This window comes from Flavobacterium sp. B167r (assembly GCF_056824315.1).
Window position 1 is genome coordinate 4,596,632 of sequence record NZ_CP124859.1, and the last position, 23,800, is coordinate 4,620,431.

Below are 23,800 nucleotides of genomic sequence, written 5' to 3' on the forward strand. Positions count from 1 at the left end.
AGATGAAAAAGGAAATTTTGAAATATGCAGTCTTGATTACTGCGTTCTTATCTGTATTGGAAGCACATTCTCAAAAAGCGCAAAAATTTTCATTTAAAGACTTACCTTCCAAACAATTAAATGAGTTGCTTACACGTAGCACTATTTCTGGACAATCGGGCACTATAGGATATTTTACGTATAAAAAAGGTGCAGTTGTTCCTTTACACCAGCATCTTAACGAGCAGTATTCCATTATTACGCAAGGAAGTGTAAAAGTATTGCTTGATGGCACTGAAATTCTGGTTAAAGCAGGTGAAGGGATTATTATACCTCCAAATACACCACACAGCTTTACAGCACTTGAGGATAACACAATTGATATTGATTTTTTCAGCCCTGCCAGAATGGACTGGCTGGCCGGCACTGATAATTACTTTAAAAAATCCGCATCCGCAAATTTAAATGAAGCACAATGGAACGGAAAGCCTTTTAAACCTGAAGCATTTGCAGAAGTAAGCGCAGCAGTTGGAAATATAGCTTATACTCCGCAAGGTGATCTCATATATAGCCAGCATCCTTTCTTTAACCCTGATATCCGCGTTATGCGATATGACGCCGCAGCCAAAAAAAGTTTCCCATTCCCCAATATCCAATGGAATACCCCGCGTTTGACCGATGACCATTATTTGAGCAATGTGCTGGGGATCCGCAATGATGCAAACGGAATAATCTGGATGCTGGATATGGGTCAGAGAAATGCGGTAACTCCAAAGATTGTGGGCTGGAATACTCTGACAGACCAATTGGAAAAAATATATTACCTGCCCCAATCAGCACTGGATAGAACTTCACAGCCAAACGATATGGTCGTAGACACTAAACATGGCGCGTTTATCATTGCTGATGAAGGGATCGGAAATGGAGGCAACGGCAGTAAAGCAGCTTTAATCGTAATTGACATGAAAACCGGAGCTGCCCGCAGGCTTCTGGAAGGCACAAAAACTACAGTTCCCGGAGATGCTCCAACTGTAATTGATAGAAAAACCCTTTCCTTTAATGGCAAACCGCTTTTGGTTGGATGCGATGGAATTACCGCAGACCAAAACTTCGAATGGCTTTATTATGCACCGCTCAATGGAAGCAAAATATACCGCCTAAAAATTAAAGATCTTTTGAATGAAACAATTACTGGCGAGGACCTAGAGAAAAAGATAGAAACATATTCAGATAAGCCAAATAATGGAGGCATAAGTATCGACAGTCAGGGAAACCTTTATTTGACTGCACTGGAAGATAGCAGTGTAAGTGTTGTTTTAGCCTCGGATCGAAGTCTGCATAAATATGCTGCAGATAAAAATATGCTTTGGCCTGATGGTGTCAGCTATAATGCTGCCGATGGCTATATGTATGTTTCCGCCGCACAGGTTCACCTGGGCAGCCCATTTAACAATGGCAATAATAACGCAAAGCCTCCCTTCTATATCTTTAGGTTTAAACCTATTGCAGAGGGAGTTCCATTTAGATAACAATACTTACAAATTAAAAAATACAATAAAAATGAAAGCAATAATTATAAACGAACCAGGGAACACGGATAAACTAATTTATACTGACGTTCCAAATCCTATTATTAATGAGAATGAAGTATTGGTTCAGATAAAAGCCATAAGCATCAACCCTGTAGATGTAAAAACCCGAGCAGGAAAAGGGGTTTTCGGAAGATTAAAAGAATCTTTGCCAATTATTTTAGGCTGGGATATTAGCGGGATTGTTACTGAAGCCGGGAGCAGATCAGGATTCAAAAAGGGTGACGCCGTTTTTGGAATGGCAAATTTCCCCGGTCATGGTAAAGCATATGCAGAATATGCGGCTGTTCCCGGAAATCAGCTTGCCTTAAAGCCTTCTAACATTTCACACTCTGAAGCGGCGGCGGCTACTTTGGCGGCTCTTACTGCGTATCAGGCAATTATGCATAAAGCAAATGTTCAGCAGGGCCAGAAAGTTCTGATTCACGCCTCTTCGGGAGGTGTAGGACATTTTGCTGTTCAGATTGCTAAGTTTTTGGGAGCGGAAGTAACCGGAACATCGTCATCAAAAAATAAAGACTTTGTTTTGGGTCTGGGAGCCGATCATCATATTGATTATCATGGCTACAACTGGACTGAAAGCCCATACAGTTATGATTTTATCTTTGATACCGTAGGAGGCGATAATATTGACAATTCCCTTGAAGTGGCTAAGAGCGGCAGCACGCTTATCAGTATACCGACAGGCCTGAATGAAGCAGTAACTGAAAAAGCAAATGCAAAAGGAGTAAATGGATATTTCTTTCTGGTAAGCTCCAATGGCCAAGACATGAAAGCAATTGCAGATCTTCTACAAAAGGGCATCATCAAATCTCATGTTTCACAAACTTTTGATTTTAAAGATATGGATAAAGCGCATGAGTATGTGGAAGCAGGAAGAACTGTAGGGAAAATTATCGTCACTTTATAATTTAATAATGCCTGTATTGTCAATCTGACTCTACAGGCATACTATTAAAATAGGAAGCATATTTCTTTTAATGCAAAAAGATCTGGAACTATGCAGTTTTTTTATACCATCAAGGGAGGGAAATTTTTATATTTGCTCTCCAGCCATACAGAAAAAAAAAGGGTTATGCACATCGAAAATTCTTTACAGCCTTTTGATATAGAAAAGGAAACACTTGCACAATGGAGCCGCCGTCCGCACCAGCATAATTTCTTTGAGCTGGTCTACATACAAGAAGGAAGCGGCACTCAATGCATTAACAGCAGCCAGCTTGATTATGCAAAGGGCAGCATTTTTCTTCTGCCTCCGTATGACTGCCATTCTTTTCAAATTACCACAGCTACTACATTTGTATTCATTAGGTTCAATGCATTGTTTTTTAAAGAAGATAAACGTACAATGATGGACTACAGCCAATGGTTTAGCAATCTGCATTATATCTTAAGCAGTTACAATAGGACTCCTGGTGATGTAATACATTCTGAGGCTGACAAAATGGTTATGATCAGTCTTATAGAAAGCATGTGCTTTGAGAACCAGCAGACCGCTTATTCTGAATCGATACTAAGGACCAATATGGTTGCAATGCTGAATTTATTGCTGAGAAATTTTGAGAACAGCTTTCTGGAAAGACACAAAGATAAAGATATCCAGACAAGAGATCTTTTGCAGTACATCCAATACAACCTTTTTGATAATGTAAAGCTTAAATCAGAGACAATAGCAGCGGAATTTAATTTATCTCCTACGTATGTGAGTGAGTATTTTAAAAAGAAAACCGGAGAAAGCCTTAAAGAATATATTTTAAAAGCACGCGTGAATGTGGCGCAGAGCCGCTTGGAATATTCTGGACAGAGCCTAAAAGAAATAGCTTATGATCTTGGTTTCACAGATTCCAGCCACCTCAACAAAGTGATTAAAAAATACTATGATGATTCAGGAACATCATGCAGCAGCTACCTTTAATTTTTTACAGTAAAGATGAAAAATTAACAAATCCTTAATTCTTATCGTTAGTCAAATAATTTCATGCTTTAAGCTGAAAAGGCAATTATTCTCTTCATAAAAATATCGCAAATGGACAATCCCTCTCCTATATTTGAATCAAACCATAAAAAACTGGGCCTGATTTCCTTTAATTCGGATAATTTGGATTTGCTGGAAAAAGAAGCGTTCCGCCACTACATTAAAGTGCTATTGGTTCCTGCAGGATATTCACTGACGGTAGATTTCAATTTATATCAGACCAAAAATGCAGCACTATTTTTTATAAATACAAATCAGCATCTGGAGTTTCATGCCGCAAATGAAGATTACTCTTTGCTGATTCATTATAATAGAGATTTTTACTGCATTCAGATACATGATGAGGAAGTGGCATGTGACGGACTTTTGTTTAACAATATTTTCGAAGTCCCGAAAGTTGACCTTCTGGAAGAGGAACTTCAAAACGTTAGGCAGTTATTCAGCCAAATCAAAAATGAGCTCAATTTTCAAGACCGGTCGTCAGAGGAAATGATCCGAACATACTTAAAGCAGATCATAATCCGTGCAACAAGACAATGGAAAAAACAGAATCTTGAATCCCAGCAGCTTCATCATGTAAATAGCGAGCAGGATTTTTTCCGCAATTTCAGCAGGCTGGTAGACATACATTATAAGCAGAAGCACAGTGTAGCCGAGTATGCTGATCTTTTAAATCTTGCACCCAAAACAATTTCAAATAAATTCCATAAGCTGAACTTGGAGAATCCCAATGAAATGATTAAAAACAGGATCATTTTAGAAGCCAAGCGGCTCTTGCTTTACAGCGATTTGAGCATCAAAGAAATTGCATATGAGCTCGGATATGAAGATCCTGCCTATTTCAACCGCCTATTTGCCCAAAAATCGGGTAAAACGCCTGCTGTTTTCAGAAAAGAAATTAAAAGCTAGCTACGATTATACTGCAAAAGGAAAAAAGTACAATTTATATCGACTTTCTAATCTTTATTTACACTGCAGATGTGCCATATCTTTGCCTCATCAAAATATAACAGTCAAAATTAAAAATTATGAAAACTCTTTATTTAAAAACATTGGCCTTAGCTTCAGTATTGAGCTTTAACTCTAATTTGATAGCACAATCAAACCCGGCATCACAGGATCCGAACATCGGTAAAGACACCAGAGAATTTCTAAAAGCGCTTAACAGCGGTGATGGAAAACCATTGGAGACCCTGTCTCCTAAAGACGCAAGATTAGTTCTTCTAGGAGCTCAAAAATCTGTAACATATGATTACTCTGACATTGAAGAATCTGAAAGAACCATCACAGAAAATGGCCAGACCGTAAAAATCCATATCATAAAACCAAAGGGCGCAAAAGCGGGACTTCCAGCCTTTATGTTCTTTCATGGTGGAGGTTGGGTCTTGGGAGATTATCCTACGCACAAAAGATTGGTACGCGATCTGGTTGTTAACAGCGGTGCTGTAGCGGTTTTTCCTGATTATACCCCTTCTCCTGAAGCGAGATTTCCGATTGCCATAAATCAGGCGTTCGCAGCAACAAAATGGGTTTCTGAACATGGAAAGGAAATTGGCGTGGACGGCAGCAGACTTGCAGTAGCAGGTAACAGTGTAGGTGGAAATATGGCTGCGGTTGTAGCACTAATGGCAAAAGATAAAAAAGGTCCAAAGTTAGTTCAGCAAGTGCTATTGTGGCCTGTTACAGATTCAGATTTCAGCAGAGATTCCTACACCAAATTTGCTCAGGAGAGATTTTTGACAACTCCGTTAATGAAATGGATGTGGGATAATTATCTGCCTGATTCTAAAGAGAGAAATAACAAATATGCCTCTCCTTTACGTGCATCATTAGAAGAACTTAAAGATTTACCTCCCGCTTTGGTTCAAGTTGCAGAAAATGATATTTTACATGACGAGGGTGTCGCTTACGGCAGAAAGCTGGATGAGGCTGGTGTTCCGACTACCATCACAGAATATAAAGGTTTTATCCACGATTATGGAATGCTAAATCCTTTGGCTCATATCCCAGCTGTTCAAGAATCTGTTTTGGATGCAGCAACTGCTCTTAGAAAAGCATTATTTAAAAGATAACAGATCTTGGAGGGGATACCTTTTTTGCAACAACTATTAGTAATCTCAATTTTAGATAGCTCAAATAAAAACAATCAAAACAAAATCTATCAATTTATCTAAAAAAAGTTACTTTTGTTTTTGCAAAATGAATTATATTACTACTAATTAACAAGTTACTTAGCCACAAATGAAGAATCGATCGTAAATCGTGGCACTCGAGTTTTTAAAAAATAAAAATGCAGGAAATATGCGGGTTTCAAGCCTAAGGTTCGAATCCTGCTCTCCCCACTAAAAAGGTAAAGCCTGAAAATCGCAAGATTCTCAGGCTTTTTTGTTTTACACAAAATACATTCCGTCATCACCAGCTTTGGAAGCTTTTATAATTTATGCGAAACCCCATTAGACAATTTAATTAGTACTTTTTAAGGAAGAACTGCCATTTTCTGATGTAGTATGTATTTGATGCTTTTCAGATTTCCCAAAGTATCTTTTTTAACCTGCATTGGATTGCCTTCTATTTTCTGATAAAGCACTGGTTCTTTTTCTGAAAGCAATTCCAGTGTTTCAAATGAAATTAATTTTCCTGGAATAACGGCACCAATCCAATTTTGGTCGGGCTTTTGGTTCCATGTTATGCGTATGAGCTTCTCGCCTGCTCTCATAACAGAATCATTATCAGTAATTCTTTCAATGACTTTTTGATTTCCGTACAACACTGATGTCGTCTGTTTTTTAGTATTTATAGCAGAATTAATAACCATCAAACCGGCTACTTTATCTTTTAATTGATCTGGCAATGAAGCTTCTTCGTTATAAATATTCTCATTTGTTTTATCAGAACATCCGAAAAGGAAAAACAAAGAAATAAGTGCTGTAGAATAATATATTGCTTTCATGTTATTGTTGTATTGGAAGAGTAAATACGTAATCATTTTTTTTCATAGGCTGATGGCAGTTCATGCATTCTATTACAAAATCAGCCCTTTTCCCGTACGGGATTAATTCTGTAGTTTTAAATCGTGCAAATCCCCAGCCATAGGTTTTCGCATACTTCTGATTGTCTTTAATCATATATTCAACTTGCTTAAAAGCTCCTTGAGAAATATTTCCGTCTTCATCTTCAATTTCATCATACGCTGCTTTTGCCAAAATAGTTCCGTTTGGCCACGGATTTGTTTTTTTGTCTTTTATGGCTTTAACCGCAATGTCATTCCCATAGATAATACGCATTGTTCCGTTGTCGAGACGCTGGGTTGTACTTACTACAGCCCATTTTTTATAATCATCGATATAACCAATTCCGTTAATTGTTTTTGGATTTTTTGTTGCGCTTTGCTTTTCCTTCAACGCATGAGTTTGATCTTTTAGAGCGTGGATTTTTGCAGTATCCTGAGGAATATTATTTACTCTTAAACTCCAAATGTATTTTTTAAGTACATTCAGGTCTGCTTGAGATATTTTCGCATTTGGATGCACCATCGTATAACTGCTCAATGGCATTGCGCCTTGTGCAACCTGATTGACAGATTCCCAAAGTTTTGCTTTTTGGTCTCCAGGAGCTAATTTATCCCATTCTGAAAAATTAAGTCCTTGCCTTCCATCTTTAACATGTTGTGCCACGAGCCAATAAGCAGGAGCAATTTTATCATACCAATTCAGTTTGGTTTCATTTGAATGACAATCGTAACATGAATTTCTAAGAATTGCCTGAACTTCATGTGGCAATTTTACTTCTCCTGTCACAGGCGGATTTGTAATTTCCGGACGGACGAATTGCACTCCAATTAATAATGCGAGTACAATTACAAGCAAAATTAAAAATGTTTTTCTCCTGTTCTTTTTTTGTTTTTCCATACTGCTTTTTTTTAATCAATTTTATCTTTTTCTAAAAATGAACTTCATTTTCTACTTAAGAAAACTAGAATCTAAAAAATATAAATTGGGGTGTTCTGAAATTTTCTGGTACAAAGGAAGGCTTGCAGGGCTATTATAATTAAAGAAAAAAGTGCGAAAGGGAAAAAAAGAACTTAAAAGGGAATAAAAAATAGTTGAACGAATGTAGACTCATCTTGTAAAAATCTAATGAATCAAGTCTTTTTAATTTTTAAAAAATATCTTCTATAGAATCATCCTTTTCAAATCAGATTATTAATTAAATTTGACTTACCTATTCAAAAATTTCCCATGAAAAAAGACAAGCTTTATCTTTTTACATTTTTATCATTAGTTCTAATTGTATACATCTGCGGTTATTTCAGCATGAATTATTTGGTCGATTTAAGCACCGAACAGTTTCTGAAAATCCAGATTGAATCCAGCAAAAGAGAAGCCAAAGAAATAGGCAATTTGGTTTCTTATCAGGCACAGCAAATTAATAATCCGAAAGTGATTATTGATAATGTCCAGAAAAGCATTGAAAAAACAGATATGCAAACCGGATTTATCTGCATGTTTGACCATACGGGGAAAGAAGTGTGTCATCCAAATCCGGAAAAAATTGGCAGAATGGCTGGCCCAGACGAATCCTATATCTCTAAAACAAATAATGAAATTGATCCTAAGGATTTTTATTCTTATTTAAAAAACAAAACAGAAGGCGGTGGTATCCGAAACTTTAACGATCCAAAGCGAGAATCTGAAATCATTTATTTATATCCCGTAAAAAATACCGAATGGATTATTGCTTCTCATGCCAACTTAAAAAAGATTAATGAGCAAGTCAATAATCTGAAATTTTATTTTATTCTGGTTTATATCGCAACCGGAACATTGATTATTTTATTGTCCTTTTTTATGATTCGCCTTTTCGGAAGCCGTTATGAAAGAAAACTGGAAGCCAAAAACGAACATCTTTTTAATGAAGTAGTAAGCTTGTCCAAACTAAATTACGAGTTAACAAATTACAAATCGAAATTAAAATCTGATTCTGTTTTAAAAACTCAAGAAAATGAAGTTTCCTCATCTAGCAAAAAAAGAATCTTGACTCATTTGAAAAGCGAAATTGTAACGCTAGAGATTGAGCAAATCGCCTACATCTACATGGAAAATACCATTACTTATGTAAAAGACATAAATAGCAAAACATCAACCAGCAACAACAGTTTGGAAGAACTTTTTAATGAATTAGACAGTAATGTCTTTTTCAGAGCAAACAGACAATTTATTTTATCAATTAAAGCCATTACAAAGATTCTAAAATATGGCAATAATCAGCTGAAAATTGAAGTTGAACCTAAATCTGCAATTGACATTATTATCAGTAAAAATAAAGCCGCTGAATTTAAGGGATGGCTGAACAGATAATTAGCATGTCTAAGGCAACAGAGCCTACTCTTGCACGGGATTTGAAAAACTTTATCTTTGACAGGGGAAAATTGACTGTCTTAATTATAATGTATGCTGTTCATTATATATTCTCATGATATTAATTGCTGTATTAGCCGAGGGAATGTCCAATGTATAATAACAAATGCCATTTTCTACATTAAATGCATTTAATGGGCCTCCAGTAGCACCGAGAGATTGAAACTGTTGTAATTAGGCTTAAAATAATTTTTTTCATAATTTTTATAGTTCCCGACACTTTTTGTGTTTTGGCTTTGGGATTTAAAATAGCCATTAACTGTTATATTCTTTATTCAATTTTGATAAAATGACTTTATTTTCTATAGTTTTATTTTATCACATTTTTCAATATCAAACATACAAAACCATTTTATTTATTTTAAAGTTTTTTCATATTAATATCATCACAAAATTGTGAAAAACTCCTTTAAATAATAACCAAAACACCGATACTCAGAAATAATATTTACACTCTTCTAGCCTACTCGTTTTAAAACAATAATGAAAATCCCATCGTATACTTTGTAAGTAAATCGATTCCGAGAAGAATGATTATCAACACTATAAAAACTATAAAATACGTGATGCCCTGCGCTTTTCTATTGAATTCTAAAGTATCAGCATCAATAAAATAATCGGAGTAAACAGCAGGAGAGATTTTTAAGTGTGGACAAAATAAAGCAGCACCTTTCAGGAAATGAGCAATTAATTGATATTTATTTTTCGGAACATACGACATTCCATTCTCTGCTGTAGAAAAATGAATTGGAATTCGCGCACCGTCTTTAAAACCAAAAATATAACTTGGAGAATATTTTGTCCCGATTTTTCTATCGATATCACTCACATACGGTTCTATACTTTTTCCCAGTTCTTTGTATAAAACACTTTTAACCGTACCATCAAATTGTTGGTGGTGCAAACCGTCACGATCAATACAAATCAAGATTACCTTTTTAAGCCTATGTCGCTGATAATTTTTGTAAAGTCCCCAAACACCCCAAAGGACTAAAGGAAAATAGATGACATTGAAGATAATCTCATTGTTAGACATTTTGCTATTGTGCTCCAGCTGAATGCTCAATGGAAGTACAACTAATAAAGCAAGCATCGCGATAAATAAAAGTCCGAACATGACGTACATTACAATAGTAAGAACCAGATTACGTTCAGAAGATATTTTTGGGAAATTTTCTTTGGTATAAATCATTAATTTTTTGGCGCTTAAAAGGATTTATTAAAATTGAATTAATCTTTATAAATGACGAATTAAGATTTTATCGTCTCTGTCAAATTAAAACAGAATAAGTCAAAGAATAAAATTTATAGGCTATTTTTTTGTTTAAAAAACACTATAAAAACAAACTACACAATGCAACAAGACGAAATCAAATCACAAAAAAGTCCGCTATTAAATAATAGCAGGTTTCTTGAGCTTTGGGGGTAGCTCTTAAAATAGCAACTAGACTATTTCTATTTGTTTTCTACTTTTTCCAAAGCAAAATTAATCCCTAACGGATTCTTTATCATTTTAACGTTTATGGGAAACTCAGGATTCTTGACAATCCATATTTCGGCTATTACATGCAAAGTATCTACTTGTTTTCCGTCAATAGAAACACCCTCTTGTTTTCATTTTTATCTAAGTCATACTTTATATTATTGGATACGAAAAATTCCTTTGTTATTAAATCTTGATATGCCGATCTGGAAATCATAAAAAAAGTTTCATTTGGTTTTAAATTTAAAACAGGCGCAGTTTCTCCCTGATTTAATATACTTGTGAAGGCAAAACTAAAAGAAACTCCAACAGATCTTCAGAACGAACGGGCGCAAATTTATACCACATAGTCGTGTTTGTATAACATCGATACATTTTCCAGCCCTATTTTTGCATTAGTAATACCACTGCTTAAAAGATGCATAAACTCCCATTGCTTTAAAGAAACTGATTTTTTTTCTTTCATTCCATTGATCAGGAATTAAAATTGGCAATATGCATAGTCAGAAATTCCAATAGCATCGTTCATTTGAATGATGGCAGGCATTTACGTGCCTATTTTTAATTGATAAAATATAAATTTAAATAGTTTGATAATAGAACAACTTCACACAATCTTAAAGGAAAACCTAAAATTGGCAGACCAAATCAATCCCCAGGAAATTGATGAATTGGTTGACAAAATTAAATCAGCCAACCGAATTTTTGTTATGGCTGCCGGCAGAAGCGGACTTGCGTTAAAAATGGCTGCAATGCGTTTAATGCATTTAGGCTATATAGTATATGTGGCAGGCGAAACAACTACCCCTGCTATTCTTGAAGGAGATCTACTTCTCTTGGCCTCTGGATCTGGAACTACTTCTACTGTAATAACTGCGGCAGAAAAAGCAAAAAAACAAAATGCAGCAGTTGCCGTCATTACAGCCGACGCAAAAAGCAGACTGGCTGAATTAGCAGATACTATAGTACTTATAAATGCTGCAACAAAAACAGACTTTGGCGTATCTGTTTCTACACAATATGCAGGAAGTCTTTTCGAACAATTTACCTTATTTATACTGGAGAGTATTTTTATGAGCCTATGGCAGGAATCTGGTTTAACCAAAAAAGACCTGTGGCCTAAACACGCTAACCTAGAATAACTTTTTTTTTACATTATTTTTTTTAACATTTTAGACATGACAAAATTACAAGTAGCAATTGATTTACTTACTACAGAAGCTGCATTAGAACTTGCAGGAAAAGTAGCCCCTTACGTAGATATTATAGAATTGGGTACTCCCCTAATTAAAGCAGAAGGTCTTAGCGTTGTAACAGCTATGAAAGCCGCTTTCCCTGAGAAATTAGTTTTTGCTGATATGAAAACTGCAGATACTGGAGCCTTGGAAGCTGAGATGGCTTTTAAAGCTGGTGCAGATTTGGTTACCGTAATGGGAACTGTTGATGATGCTACAATTAAAGGTGCCATTGAAGCTGCGAAAAAATACAACAGACAAGTAGTTGTAGATACAATTGGAGTAAAAGACAGAGTACAGAGAGCTAAAGAAGTTACCTCTTTTGGAGTAGCTTTTGTTGAATTACACGCTGGTCTTGACGAACAAGCTTTGCCTGGATATTCTGTACAAACACTTATTGGCGAAGGTAGAGAAGCAAAAGTGCCTTTCTCTATTGCAGGAGGTGTAAACATCGATACCATTAAAGATGTTGTTGCCGCAGGCGCAACTGTAGCTGTAGCAGGTGGTGCCATCTATGGTGCCAATGATCCAGCGGCAGCTGCAAAAGCATTAAAAGATGCCATAAACAGTGCCACGGTATAACACCATATTCTTAAGGCTGGAATATAACTATATATTCCAGCCTTAAATATTAAATTTTCTTTTTCATCCCTGACTCAATCAAAGGTGTAATCTTATAAACCCAACGCTGAATCGTGGCATGATCCACAATCACTCCTCTAATTTTCATTATTTATTCAACATCGCGATAACTAAGAGTAAATCTTAATTTGAACTATACCGCCTGAAGAATTATGTATTTTGAATAACAATGACCTTTAGTATTCATTTTTTGATCGGTCTAAAGTTCTAAAGGTAAAAGTTATTCCCAAATGCGACAGAACCTTTTTTAGTCATTATATTAATAAAATAGGGCCGCCAATAATTGACGACCCTATCTCAAATAAAACTTTATCTCTTTTATTCTACCAATTCGAAATCTCCCTGATCAACATATTTAAGAACTGCCTTATAGTTACTTCCAACAATTTGTGCAGTATTATTACCATTAACCAGCGTAATTGGATTCGTTTGCGAAGTACTCGTTGTAAAAGTCATTGTATAAGTTGTACCGTTTACAGAATAATCTACTCTGAAAGGCCTATTAATATCAACAAAATTAGTTTCGATCTTTATTCCATATTTTACATTTGGACTGATGCATTCGTTTTCAGATAATTTGGTACCATCTGCATGTACAAAAGAAATTGATTTAGAATAAATAGCCGTTTCTTCACTTTCAGAACAGCTAAAAAACAAAAACATGACTAGTGCTAAAATATAGTATTGCTTAATTCTCATCATTATTGTTTTTGATTTATTACTATTTCTTTATTTGTACTGCCTATTGTTACGGTATATTTACCTGCTTCTAAATTATCAAAAACAGTTTGGCCATTTTGAATATTCTGGCTGGTAATTTTGACACCGTTTTTCGTTAAATCAGCTGGAATGTTGTTTTCATCATATAAAACTTTAATAACGCCGCCAGCATAACATACTGCATCTTTTTTATAAAATTGTGCGCTGCCTAATTTTACGGTTACCGTCCATTGTTTTACAACTGACTGATCTTCTGAAAGCACCTGAAACTGCACCGGATTTGTAAAATCTATAGAATTTGATCCTGAAGTTTTAGCAGTTGTTCCTATAAACAATCCCGCTCCAGGGCTTAATTCAAACAAAGCATTTAATGCCGAAACATTCGTTCCTTTAGCAACATAAAGTGTTATTTCTGAACCGTTGATAGTTTTGGCCGTTTTTAGATCTTTAAAACTAAAATCTGTAATTTCAGTTGCATTTCGCAAGGCTGGGCTTGCAAAACTATAAGACTGAAATAGATCACCGTAGTGTTTGTTGTTTTCGAATACTTTTGTTTTTTCTACATTTTTAACAGCATTTTTTGCGGCATCATAGATTTTGAAACTCACCACTTCATTATCTGTGTTAGCAAAAACAGTTAAGTAAACTACATACTTTTTTTCGCTTGACACATAAATCGGACTGGCAACTCCGCGACATTCTCCGTTAACAAAAGCTGCTACTTTATCATTAGTGCTGGTTAAGTTTTTTCCATCAACATTGATGAAACCTTCAAACGACATGGTATATTGAAATTTATTTTCATTTACTGACCAGTCCGGCGATTGGCCAAATACAGTACTGCTTATTATAAAAAGCAATAGTGTTATATGGATATAATTTCTCATTTTTAATTGATTATAAACTCCTAAAACAAACTTTAAGAAAGATGTTTTAGGAGCTCAATTATTGATTATTTAATTTTTTATTGCTTTGGTTCTAACAAGCTTCCCATCTACTTCAACCTCAACAATGTAAACACCTTGTGCAATACTTGGAGAAACTGAAACTACATTGTTACCGCTTTCAATAACCGTTTTTTGGCTGAATACCAATTGACCATTTACTGAAAAAAGCTTGATATACACTTCCTGCTTTTTAGCTGCGTTCAATTCTATATTTAAAGTAGTTGCAAATGGATTTGGATAAATGCTGTTTTCGCTTTTTGAAACTTCTTCTAAAATAACTGGATTCGTAATTGTTCCCAGCACTTCATTTCCTTTAAAAGTGAATGATTTAGAAGTTCCTTTTTTCGCAAATCCATCTCCTAGCGTAAACGAAAGTTCTTCTGTATCATCTCCGAAAATGGTAATGAAGCTCAATTCTTTTCCGTTTATCATCTGGTTTCTTGCATTTCCTTTTAAAACACCTTTTGAATCATATACATACAATTCATCATATCCTTTTGGAAGTAAAACAACAGCATTCATATTTTGTGAATACGAACTGAACTCTGAAGTGATTTCTTCCTGTGTTTCATTTGAAACAGATTTTCCAGTTTTGCTTCTCTCCAAATTATCAGGGTACTTGAATGTCTGTGATTTACTTGATTTAATCATGTAACCTTGGCCTGCCTCTAAATATTTTAAAGTTCCGTTCCATCCAATAATTGGGTCGTAGATCGCAAACAAATTCTGCGATTTAATAACATCTCCATCAGCAGCTTCAAAATAAGCCAAAGCTTCATTTGTTGTTTGATTAGATCCTAAAGGATAAGCAACCCAATTCCAGTTTTCTTTCATAGGGAAACTCCACGTCGCAACGTCTACGCTTTTTCCTTTGATTTTTAATGTCTGTGCTTCTGTTACGTTTATTTTATACATTTTAGAAGATGAAAGTCCTCCGTTTGCACTAATTGTACCAGACCATCCGCTGTTTTCAGGATTTGATTTATCTTTAAAATAAGTATCAAGCAATGCAGGAGAATGACTCAAAATACGGTTAGAAGTTTCTAACGTCAGATTCTTAGTTAAGGCATTTAAATCTGAGAAATTAGTATCATTGGTATTTAAAGAAACCCATGTCCATCCTTTATTCAATTTAATTTCCTGTTCTACTAAACCTGAATTCACGAAAATATAAGGCTTGCTTAAAGTTCCTAAAACTTCATTATTCATGAAATTGATCGATGGATTAATCTCCACAGAAGCTTCTAAAATTTTACCTTGGGAAGCATCCCAGATTTTAAATTTCAAATTTTCACCTGAATTTACATTGCTGTAAATCGTTAAAAATGCAAAATATTCTTTGTAAGCTTCGTTGTAAACCAGTTTTGCAGATCCTCTTACTTCTTCGTTATAGAAAGCAGCAATTTTATCATACGAATCAGCAGACAATACACCGTCAACTTTTATTTTTCCGATGATATTCATACTATAATCAAAACGAGTCGGATCAACATTCCAGTTAGGTTCTGGAGCCAACACTCTTAGTTTTACCTGTAATTTTTGGTCGTAGCCAAAATCAGTCTGCAAGTATAAATTCTCCAGATACTCTCCTACCGCAACGTTTTCATCGACAGTTGCTTTAATTGTAGTTTTAGTGTTAGGATCAATACTTCCAGTCGTTTTACTTAAACTTAGCCAGCTTGGTATATTGTTAATGGTATACGGCTGTTGTTTTCCTCCTTTGTTAACTAGTGTAATTTCGAAAGTCTTAGTTTCACCGCTGTTTTTAGTTAGGTCAACAATTTCGTTGTATCCTTCTGCAAACCAGCTTACTTCGTTACGATTAACATAGGCTGTCCAAGTAACTGGAGATTCCTGCATATTATTGGCACTATCAAACATTCTGTGTACCGTAATATCTAAAATTTGTCCTTCTAATGATGCCCAGTCAGTTATAACTGGCGCTATAATCATTTCGCCATCTTTAATAACATTTGTGGTTACAAATTTAACTAACTGACGTTCTGGTTTTATCGCAGGAGCATCATTTGAATAATTCACTGTTCCTCCGCTTAAAACTGCGTTGTTTGCTACGACAGTCTGATTGGTGTCTGCATGGTAATATCTTGGTCCGTTTGCTGTAACCGGATCTGGGGCATTCAATCTTGAATACAATAATAAACCGATGCTTTCAACATCAACTTCATTATAACTGTCTCTGTTGATTTGCTCTACATTACGAAGCGTATTCCATAAACGGAATTCGTCTATTTTACCTGTAAATGTACGATCAACCGTTTCTTTTCCAGAAAGATCTTTTGCTCCTCTTGCTCCCAACCAGATTTTATTTCCAGAGAAACCTCCAATAGCCGTCATCTGATTTGAAGATACTAATTTCGTATCTACATAAGTTCTCAATGATCCTACTCTATTGAATGATAAAGTTACATGGTGCCATGCATTATCAGAAAGTCCTTTAGTTGTTAAAACATAAGACTGGCCTTCGCTTTTCAATAAAAGATTACCAGAATTATTCATATCAACAGACCATTTATTAGATAATCCATTGCTTTGAACAACGTCTGTTCCGTCACCTTTTCCATTTGAGAAAATAGTAGCTTCCTGCGAAGTTGCTGTTTTAATCCAAAACTCCATTGTAGCGTCCATTTCTTTAGTAATCTGAACAAAATTTACATTGTCCATAATCAAATACTGTCCGTTATTAAAGTCGTATGAAGTTCCTTTTGGTTTAATATCCCATGAAGCATTTACAGTTGCATGTTTAAACCTCACTAAATCTTTGGCTAAAGCGTCTCTTCCTTCGTTCATTGGCCATAAACCAACCAGATTTGCTTCGTTACCCATTAATTTAGAGTACATTTTTGAATATGAATCTTCTCTGCTTAATGTTTTATTCCATAAACGCAGATCGTGCATGTTTCCTGTAAATGAGTTTCCACCTACTGTTACAGCGTTATTATTAGCAAATTGTGCATTTGCTTTACCGCTTTTAGAACCAATTTCAGTATCATCTTCAAAAATTCTATAATCACCATTGGTGCTGTTGTATGTAAAAGCATAATGGTGGAATAGATTATCGTTTTTCAATTCTCCCTGAACAGTTACATCTCCTAGTGTGAAAGAAATATTTCTGTTATTCAATCCAATGTTTAAACCGCCATCTTGAGAAATAATAGAAGCGCTTGAAGCTTTGGTTTCATTGTTCAACCAGAATTCAAGACTTAAATTTCCTGAACTAATTTGCGGACTGTTGATTACCGCAGTATTGGTAGCTCCTTCGAAACGCAAGCTTACATTATGATCAATTTTTAACTGATTCGTCTGTCCTTTAATTTCGATTGTACTGACAGCAGGATTATAGAAAATACTCTCATTAAAGCTTACTTTCAAATCTTCGCCAGCGCTTAAAATTCCGTTTGTTGGCAATGGTGTTCCAAATAAAAGAGGCGCACTTAAATCAACAGTTCCTAAAATAATTTCAGAAATAAATTCTGTGTCATTTGTACAAGTGCTTCTCGCTCTAATTTGATATTTGCCATCTGCTAATTTTAAACCAGCAATATCAAAATTGTAAGTTAAAGTAGTCGCAGCGCCAATAGATGAAATCTGAGTTTCTTTGTTATTTACTGCTTCATTATAAAACTCAGGAGTTCCATAATATGTTTGAAGGCGAACCCAGTTTGGACTTGTCGCTAATTTATACTCAAGATCAATTTTCTTAAAGCTTTTAAACTTGGTATTATAACCAGTCAGATTTATAGCTAATGGTTTAGTTGATCCATCAGTATTAAAGGCTTTTTCTCTATTATAAACCCAAGTGTTTAATGGAGCACTTACCGTTACGCTTGAACATGAAGGAACGAAGCTTGCCGAAATAAATACTTCTGAACTTACATCTTCACCGTCACATAATGACTGAAGTCTGATTTTTATGTCTTTGTAATCGTAAATATCTGAAATAGATTTGCCTAACGTCAGTTTATAAATCACTTCTTTTCCATAAGGCACGTGAACAATTGTACCGTTTGGTTCAATGTTAATTATGGCATTATTTGGATTAGTAGTATTATCTACAACCAATAAGAAATCGGCATCAGAACCAGATACGCTATTGTTTTGAAGTTTTAATTCGAACTCTGCTTTTTTAGTTTCTACCACATTAGAAACATCGTTATCTGTTACAGTAAGCACAGGAACTTCTACTTTTTGAGTAGCAAAACTTAAATTTTCGCGTTTATCTTCTGGCAATTCGTTAATTATAGTCGCTGTATCGCTGTACAAACTTTTATTGTAGAAATGAGTTTGTTCTGCATCTTCATATGGACAAGAAGTTCTCCCTCCTTGTGTGATGAAAATTGGTCCGTTACCATCAAAAGAGTTTACAACATCAACACTTAAAAAGTTTGCTTTATCATTGTCTTTAAAAGTATAACTTATGTTGGTTGTTGATGCTTCTTCTTCAGATAAAGATGAATTGATGTCTTGTTGGAAAAATGCTTTTGTGTTAGACTCCATACCTACTTTGTTTATTGAAAAACCAAGTATTACAGCTACTGACTCATCAATAACTAAATTGTATGAAGTTGTAGTAGCAGATACTACACTTGTTTCTACACTGCGCGAATACGATCCTAAACCTGCATCAAAAGATACATTTTTCTCAAATTCAGATCCAATCAAACTTTTAAGCTTATCCGAATCATTAAGCTTATTGGTCAATCTTGCTTTAGCCGCAGGATCGCTGTATTCGTTAAGTGCTTTCTTAACTTCATTATTGAAATTTGTCACAACTCCAGATAAATCATTTTTATAAGCCGCACGATCATTTTTAGCCGCAAATTTTACTTTTTCGTTATCCAAAATGACTTTTCTCCACAATCTGATCTTCTCTTCGTATTCTGCTCTCTTTTGCACATTGGCAGCAGAGTTCGGGTCTGGTCCATTTAAATTATTTGAAATGAACGATTCATACTCTGGAATCAAAGTAGTCAAAATATGTTTTTGCGAATAAATAAAGAATGTTTCAGTTGGTTTATCTACAAAACTCAATGCCTTTTGCTTGCTTATATAGACTGGCGCACTTGACGTACCTAAGTTTATATATTCGTTTGCTGCTAAAGGTACAGATTGACCATTTACAAATTTTTGAGGTATTGTTTTAGACGTTTCAATATTATCGTACGAACCATAAAATATATTTTTTGAATTTCCGATATATAAATCTCCATCTGAACCTACATAATCTGTAGCATCACTTGTTGAAATCGTTTTATTAAAAGTGTAAGTAGTAGTTACCGTTTTACCATCTTGAGAAGTATTAGAAAGATTAACACCTGTAACGGCTGAATTTTCTTGTTCTATTGACACTTTCGGCGTTGGAACCAAACCCCCTTGAAGCTCAAAATACATTCCGCCCGCGATTGTAAGTTCTTGTTCTACACCTTCCTGATGTGCCAAAGAAGATTCTGCAGTGAACGAAATGCTCTGACCTGATTCAAGCGAAGCAGAACTATTAGAACCAGGAGGGTCTCTTAAAATAATTGCAGGAACATCTGGTGCTGCAGTTACAAAAGTCTGGCTTCCGTCTGCTTTTCCTCCCAAGACAATTCCAGTATCGTTGAAATTTTCAACTGGATAATCCACTTCATTCAATCGGTATTTTAAAGTACTTTTTATCTCAAATGGAGGCGTAATCGAAGGAATTCCTCCTTTAAATGAATACGTTAAAGTGCTTCCGTCCGCTGTAATTGTTTCTGAACCTGGTAAAGCCAAATTGTTTGTTTTTACCAATTCACCATCTGTTACTGGCACTTTTACTTCTACAGCTGTACCTGAATCATTATTGGTATAACGTTCGAAACGATCCATGACAATTTTGTATGGAAAAAACTGCGTATAAACTGGTTTTGCAAAGTTTACTGTAGAAACCTGTGTTCCCCCAACAGAAATAGCCGCATCAGAAGTCTGCTGCGTTACTTGCAATACAGGAGTAGATCTGTACGTAAAACTCTTCTCGTAATGATAAGGTGTTCCCGATAAGGTTTTCTCTACATTGTTTTCTTTATACTTAAATTCGGGTGTTTTAGTAACCGGAATTTCAGAAAAATCAAATGTTTCAGTAGTTCCTACTTTTAGTAATTTAATGTTGGAATTGGATTTAATTTCCAAATCATTAGCATCTAAATTATATTTTAAAGGCATTACTGCAACTCTATATTCTCCAGAAGCTGGATTGGTTTTATAAGTATACTTAGTGTAATTCGTAACACTCGCTCCAACTGGTGCATAACCTAACGTAAAATTAGCTTCACCAATATTATTTTTGGCACTAACTTCTAGATTTTTTGTAACTCCAGCATCAATAATAGTTTTTGTTACTACATTATTTCCACCAAAACCAATAACCTTTTCTGCTTCTACAGCACCTCCTACTACCTTACCTACAACTGTAACTCTAGTTGTATCTATAAAATAAACGGGATCATTAGAATCTTCAAAAAATTCTTTAAACTCACTTGTAGTAGCTGGAAAACGTCCATTATAAACAAATTGATGTCCGTCTTTTTTTATTGTAATGTAATGTTTTCCAATAGGCACACTTATATCAAAGTAACCATTATCATCAGTAACTACAGGAATATTATTCGCGTCAAGCACAATATTTCCATCAATATACACATTGGCTCCTACTGTAAATATTTTAGCATAAATATCTAAATAATCATCTGATTTATCTAAAGGAGTTCCTGCATCATTTTTCCAGTATTCCCCTTTTGAATATTTTGTACCGTTAATTTCATAATAATTATATCCTTCATCTAGAATATTTGCACCTCCTGCAATCCATGTACCTGCCTTATCATTATCTGCTTTTCTGTAAGATGGAAAAACTTCGCGAGTATCATACGCAACTACACCTTTAAAACTAAACGAAGACTGATCGACAAAGTCAATTTTGTTCACCACTTCAGAACCTAGTCCTAAATAAACTAACTGCTGGTTTGGTTCAAATTTATGCTGGCCGTACATTGGAGTAATGTTATACGATTCTCCTGTACCAGAATACTGAATCGCACTGATTTGGTAATTTCCATTACTATCTGTTACTCCTAAAATACCTAATTGAGAGGTTGTAGGATAATTATTAGCTTCTGAAGCCCATAAAACTTTATTGCTTTCCGCTGTATTTGCGTCCCAAAGTTTACCGTGGTTTTCGTTATAATTAAAACCGTTACGAGATAAATCGTAAGCATAACTTCCTGCTTTTTCATTAGCTCTCAGATACGTTACCATTCTAGAATCATTTCCGCTGATAAATCTTGAATAATCTGTTCTAATTACAGACGATTCTAATGCTGCTTTCCAGATTCTTATTTCATCAACGTAACTTGATTTTGATCCTCCGACTTTGGCATTATCCCAAGTTACTCCTGAAAGTTTTGTTTTACCAGTAGGGATTACTGCACTAAAATCAATATCCTTGTAAGAGGCATCAACTGTTTTTAGTTTGTTTATTTCTTTAATGTAATCTTCTGAAATCTGTCTTCCGTTAACATATAATAATGGAATTTGATTGTCATTTACAACCACTGTAAAATGCACAAAAGAGTTATTGAACTCTGAAACAGGCACAAGCACGTCATTTCCTCTCGAGTTTAAATTACCTGAAGGGAAATAATTGTTTAATGAATATTTGCTTCCGCCAATAGTAACATCAAGTGATTTAGCCAACGGATTTAATTTTACCGTAACATCAAGATTATCTGCACTTTTCGAACTCGAAAGATTAAACAATCTAATAGCCGCTTCTGAATCGCTTGCATAAGCTCCATTTGGTTTTACCCAAGCTTGCAAAGTTGCTGCATTTGAAATAGTTGTGCTTAAATCTTTAAGATCAATAAACCCCGAAGCAGGAATATTCAACGCACTTCCTTTAGCAACAGCACTTCCGCTTGGAGTTGCTGTAACTACAACATCTTTAACTGGGTTTCCGCCTTTATAACTAATGTTACCCGTTACAACTGCTGTTGGATTTCTGTATCCTATACCGGTAATGTAGGTACTATATAATATTGGCGTTGCACTAATTCCCTGAGCTTCTACTTTATATTCGTATAAAACTCCTCCTTCTACATATTTATCTTCATAAGTAGTTTCTGTTGGAGAAAGACCCACTATTAAATTGAAAGGAAGATTTCCTGATTCTGAATAAATCCTTCTATATATCTTTATACTTTTTACTAGGTTTTCATTGGCTCTTAAGTCCCATGTAATTAAAACTTTATCTCCATAAAACCCTTTTGAAACAGCAAAAGATTCCTCAGCAAATGTGTTATATAAATACAACGTATTCCATGGGAAACGAATATCAGCCGGAGTTGTACGTCTTGGTCCTGTTTTATTTTGTCCTAAAAAAGGAAGACCAACCTGTATGCTAAACCCTTTGTTTTGTATAGCCTGTGACACGGGGACTATTTTTGCTCCTTTGGTATTTTGAGCATAAAGTCCCGCTCCCAGAAAAAATATTCCGAGAAACGCAATTATTTTTTTCATCATTACTGCTTTACAATTTAATGATATAGTTGACACCGTAGTTAACAGGTCTTGTTTCTAAATCCCCAAAATCAGCCGTTGAGCCACTTATATTATGTGTATGGTTACCAGAATCTGGTATTGTTCCTGCAGAAGCGATATCAGGCTGACCAACATTGTCATCTGTTTGAATAGCAGTAAACTTTCCGGTCATACTTAAAAGTTGATCATAATTTCCATTTTTATGGGTATGATTACCAGCAGTATCGGTAGTTAATGTACCTTTATTATGTGAATGCTTTTCAAGACTATCATCTTGTGTTCCTTTTAAGGCCGGTCCAGGCTGATTATTTACGGGACTGTTTCCTGTACCTCTTAAAAACATACCTTGCAGGTTAGGCGCATTATTTCCAACCATAGCAATTAGAGCTTTAGCTGTTGATGGTAGCGCTGCTCCGTTACAAAGTGCCCAACCTTCTGGAGCTACAGTTCCGATAAAAGGCATGATAGAACCCGTTGGAACACCGTTATTCGCAGAAATTGCATACGGCACATGACGTAGTTTTTCGTCTGAAATTACTTCTGAGCCTTTTTCAATTCTAAGGTAAGAAGCATTATTAGCAAATAAACTGTTGTTTACTGCTGTTGGATCAATTACATCTGAAAATACTCCAAACGCATCAGTGGTTACATTTCTAGTAACTTTATAAATAGTCTGTTCGATACTAGAAGCATCCAAATAATATAGCGTAAACGTAAGATTAATAGTTTGATTTGTCAAAGCAGTGTTGTTAGCATCTCTTGCGATACCCTGCACCGCTATTCCCGATTGAGAAGCTGAACTTTGGGCATAATTTGATATTGTTGCACAAAAAAAACACAACATTAAAAGTAATTTTGATTTCATAGATATCATTTAAAAATTAATAATTTCGAGTGGTAAATGATCCTTTTTAGGATCTTATAATAAGCACCGAATATATTTCAAAATAATTACTTTATTAAATAATAGGGAGAGACAAAACGAGGACAAATGAGTGGCTGAAAATTCACAAAAAACTAATTTACAAACACTTCAAAAAAAAAGGTCTAGTTTCATTTTTACAAAAAACAGTATTTAAGCTAAATTTTCAAGGTTTATATTTGAATAATCAACAAACAATTCATGTGATTTCTGCAACAAAACCAATTCTTAAACTAAGCTAAATTCATAAGAAATTTCACTTTTAATATATTGTAACTATAGCAATTAATTTGCTTTTTTGCCATATTTCTCTTTAG

At 35.0% G+C, this 23,800-nt stretch carries 15 protein-coding genes; 8 read left to right on the forward strand and 7 right to left on the reverse strand.

Annotation, left to right across the window (positions count from 1 at the left end):
- The first annotated feature begins 2 nt into the window (after positions 1-2).
- The 5 genes from QLQ96_RS20135 (at position 3) to QLQ96_RS20155 (ending at position 5,615) form a co-directional block, all read left to right on the forward strand.
- Positions 3-1,508: an L-dopachrome tautomerase-related protein gene (locus QLQ96_RS20135; RefSeq protein WP_482492852.1), complete on the forward strand. Its 1,506-nt coding sequence runs from the start codon at positions 3-5 to the stop codon at positions 1,506-1,508.
- Positions 1,509-1,539: 31 nt separating this feature from the next.
- Positions 1,540-2,478, forward strand: coding sequence for an NADP-dependent oxidoreductase (locus tag QLQ96_RS20140; protein ID WP_482492854.1), 939 nt, complete (start codon positions 1,540-1,542; stop codon positions 2,476-2,478).
- Between the two features lie 90 nt (positions 2,479-2,568).
- Positions 2,569-3,483: an AraC family transcriptional regulator gene (locus QLQ96_RS20145; RefSeq protein ID WP_482492855.1), complete on the forward strand. Its 915-nt coding sequence runs from the start codon at positions 2,569-2,571 to the stop codon at positions 3,481-3,483.
- A gap of 111 nt (positions 3,484-3,594) precedes the next feature.
- Positions 3,595-4,452, forward strand: coding sequence for a helix-turn-helix domain-containing protein (locus QLQ96_RS20150; RefSeq protein ID WP_482492857.1), 858 nt, complete (start codon positions 3,595-3,597; stop codon positions 4,450-4,452).
- Positions 4,453-4,571: 119 nt separating this feature from the next.
- Positions 4,572-5,615 (forward strand): alpha/beta hydrolase, encoded by a 1,044-nt coding sequence (locus QLQ96_RS20155; protein WP_482492859.1) that lies wholly within the window; start codon positions 4,572-4,574, stop codon positions 5,613-5,615.
- A gap of 404 nt (positions 5,616-6,019) precedes the next feature.
- Here QLQ96_RS20155 and QLQ96_RS20160 read toward each other — a convergent pair whose 3' ends face one another.
- Positions 6,020-6,493: a hypothetical protein gene (locus tag QLQ96_RS20160; protein ID WP_482492860.1), complete on the reverse strand. Its 474-nt coding sequence runs from the start codon at positions 6,491-6,493 to the stop codon at positions 6,020-6,022.
- Position 6,494: 1 nt separating this feature from the next.
- Positions 6,495-7,451 (reverse strand): heme-binding domain-containing protein, encoded by a 957-nt coding sequence (locus QLQ96_RS20165; protein WP_482492862.1) that lies wholly within the window; start codon positions 7,449-7,451, stop codon positions 6,495-6,497.
- Between the two features lie 330 nt (positions 7,452-7,781).
- Between QLQ96_RS20165 and QLQ96_RS20170 the strand changes: the two genes are divergently transcribed.
- Positions 7,782-8,900 (forward strand): LytTR family transcriptional regulator DNA-binding domain-containing protein, encoded by a 1,119-nt coding sequence (locus tag QLQ96_RS20170; RefSeq protein ID WP_482492864.1) that lies wholly within the window; start codon positions 7,782-7,784, stop codon positions 8,898-8,900.
- A 532-nt stretch (positions 8,901-9,432) separates the two neighbouring features.
- Here the strand turns inward: QLQ96_RS20170 and QLQ96_RS20175 are convergent.
- Positions 9,433-10,152: a hypothetical protein gene (locus QLQ96_RS20175; protein WP_482492865.1), complete on the reverse strand. Its 720-nt coding sequence runs from the start codon at positions 10,150-10,152 to the stop codon at positions 9,433-9,435.
- 881 nt (positions 10,153-11,033) lie between these two features.
- On the opposite strand from QLQ96_RS20175, the gene hxlB reads away from it, so the two are divergent.
- Together hxlB and hxlA are read left to right on the forward strand one after the other, a co-directional pair.
- On the forward strand, positions 11,034-11,585 hold the full coding sequence (hxlB, locus tag QLQ96_RS20180) for a 6-phospho-3-hexuloisomerase (RefSeq protein ID WP_482492866.1): 552 nt from the start codon (positions 11,034-11,036) through the stop codon (positions 11,583-11,585).
- 36 nt (positions 11,586-11,621) lie between these two features.
- Complete coding sequence (hxlA, locus tag QLQ96_RS20185) at positions 11,622-12,260, forward strand: 3-hexulose-6-phosphate synthase (protein ID WP_482492867.1); 639 nt, start codon at positions 11,622-11,624, stop codon at positions 12,258-12,260.
- Positions 12,261-12,638: 378 nt separating this feature from the next.
- On the opposite strand, the gene QLQ96_RS20190 is transcribed toward hxlA, so the two are convergent.
- The 4 genes from QLQ96_RS20190 to QLQ96_RS20205 form a co-directional block, all read right to left on the reverse strand.
- Positions 12,639-13,022 carry a hypothetical protein gene (locus QLQ96_RS20190; protein ID WP_482492868.1) on the reverse strand — a complete coding sequence of 128 codons (384 nt, stop codon included), beginning with the start codon at positions 13,020-13,022 and terminating at the stop codon, positions 12,639-12,641.
- Positions 13,022-13,927 (reverse strand): hypothetical protein, encoded by a 906-nt coding sequence (locus QLQ96_RS20195; RefSeq protein WP_482492869.1) that lies wholly within the window; start codon positions 13,925-13,927, stop codon positions 13,022-13,024. The genes QLQ96_RS20190 and QLQ96_RS20195 overlap by 1 nt, the downstream gene beginning before the upstream one ends.
- A 69-nt stretch (positions 13,928-13,996) precedes the next feature.
- Positions 13,997-22,543, reverse strand: coding sequence for a T9SS type A sorting domain-containing protein (locus tag QLQ96_RS20200; protein ID WP_482492871.1), 8,547 nt, complete (start codon positions 22,541-22,543; stop codon positions 13,997-13,999).
- A gap of 7 nt (positions 22,544-22,550) precedes the next feature.
- Positions 22,551-23,426, reverse strand: coding sequence for a tail fiber protein (locus QLQ96_RS20205; RefSeq protein ID WP_482492872.1), 876 nt, complete (start codon positions 23,424-23,426; stop codon positions 22,551-22,553).
- Positions 23,427-23,800 lie beyond the last annotated feature (374 nt).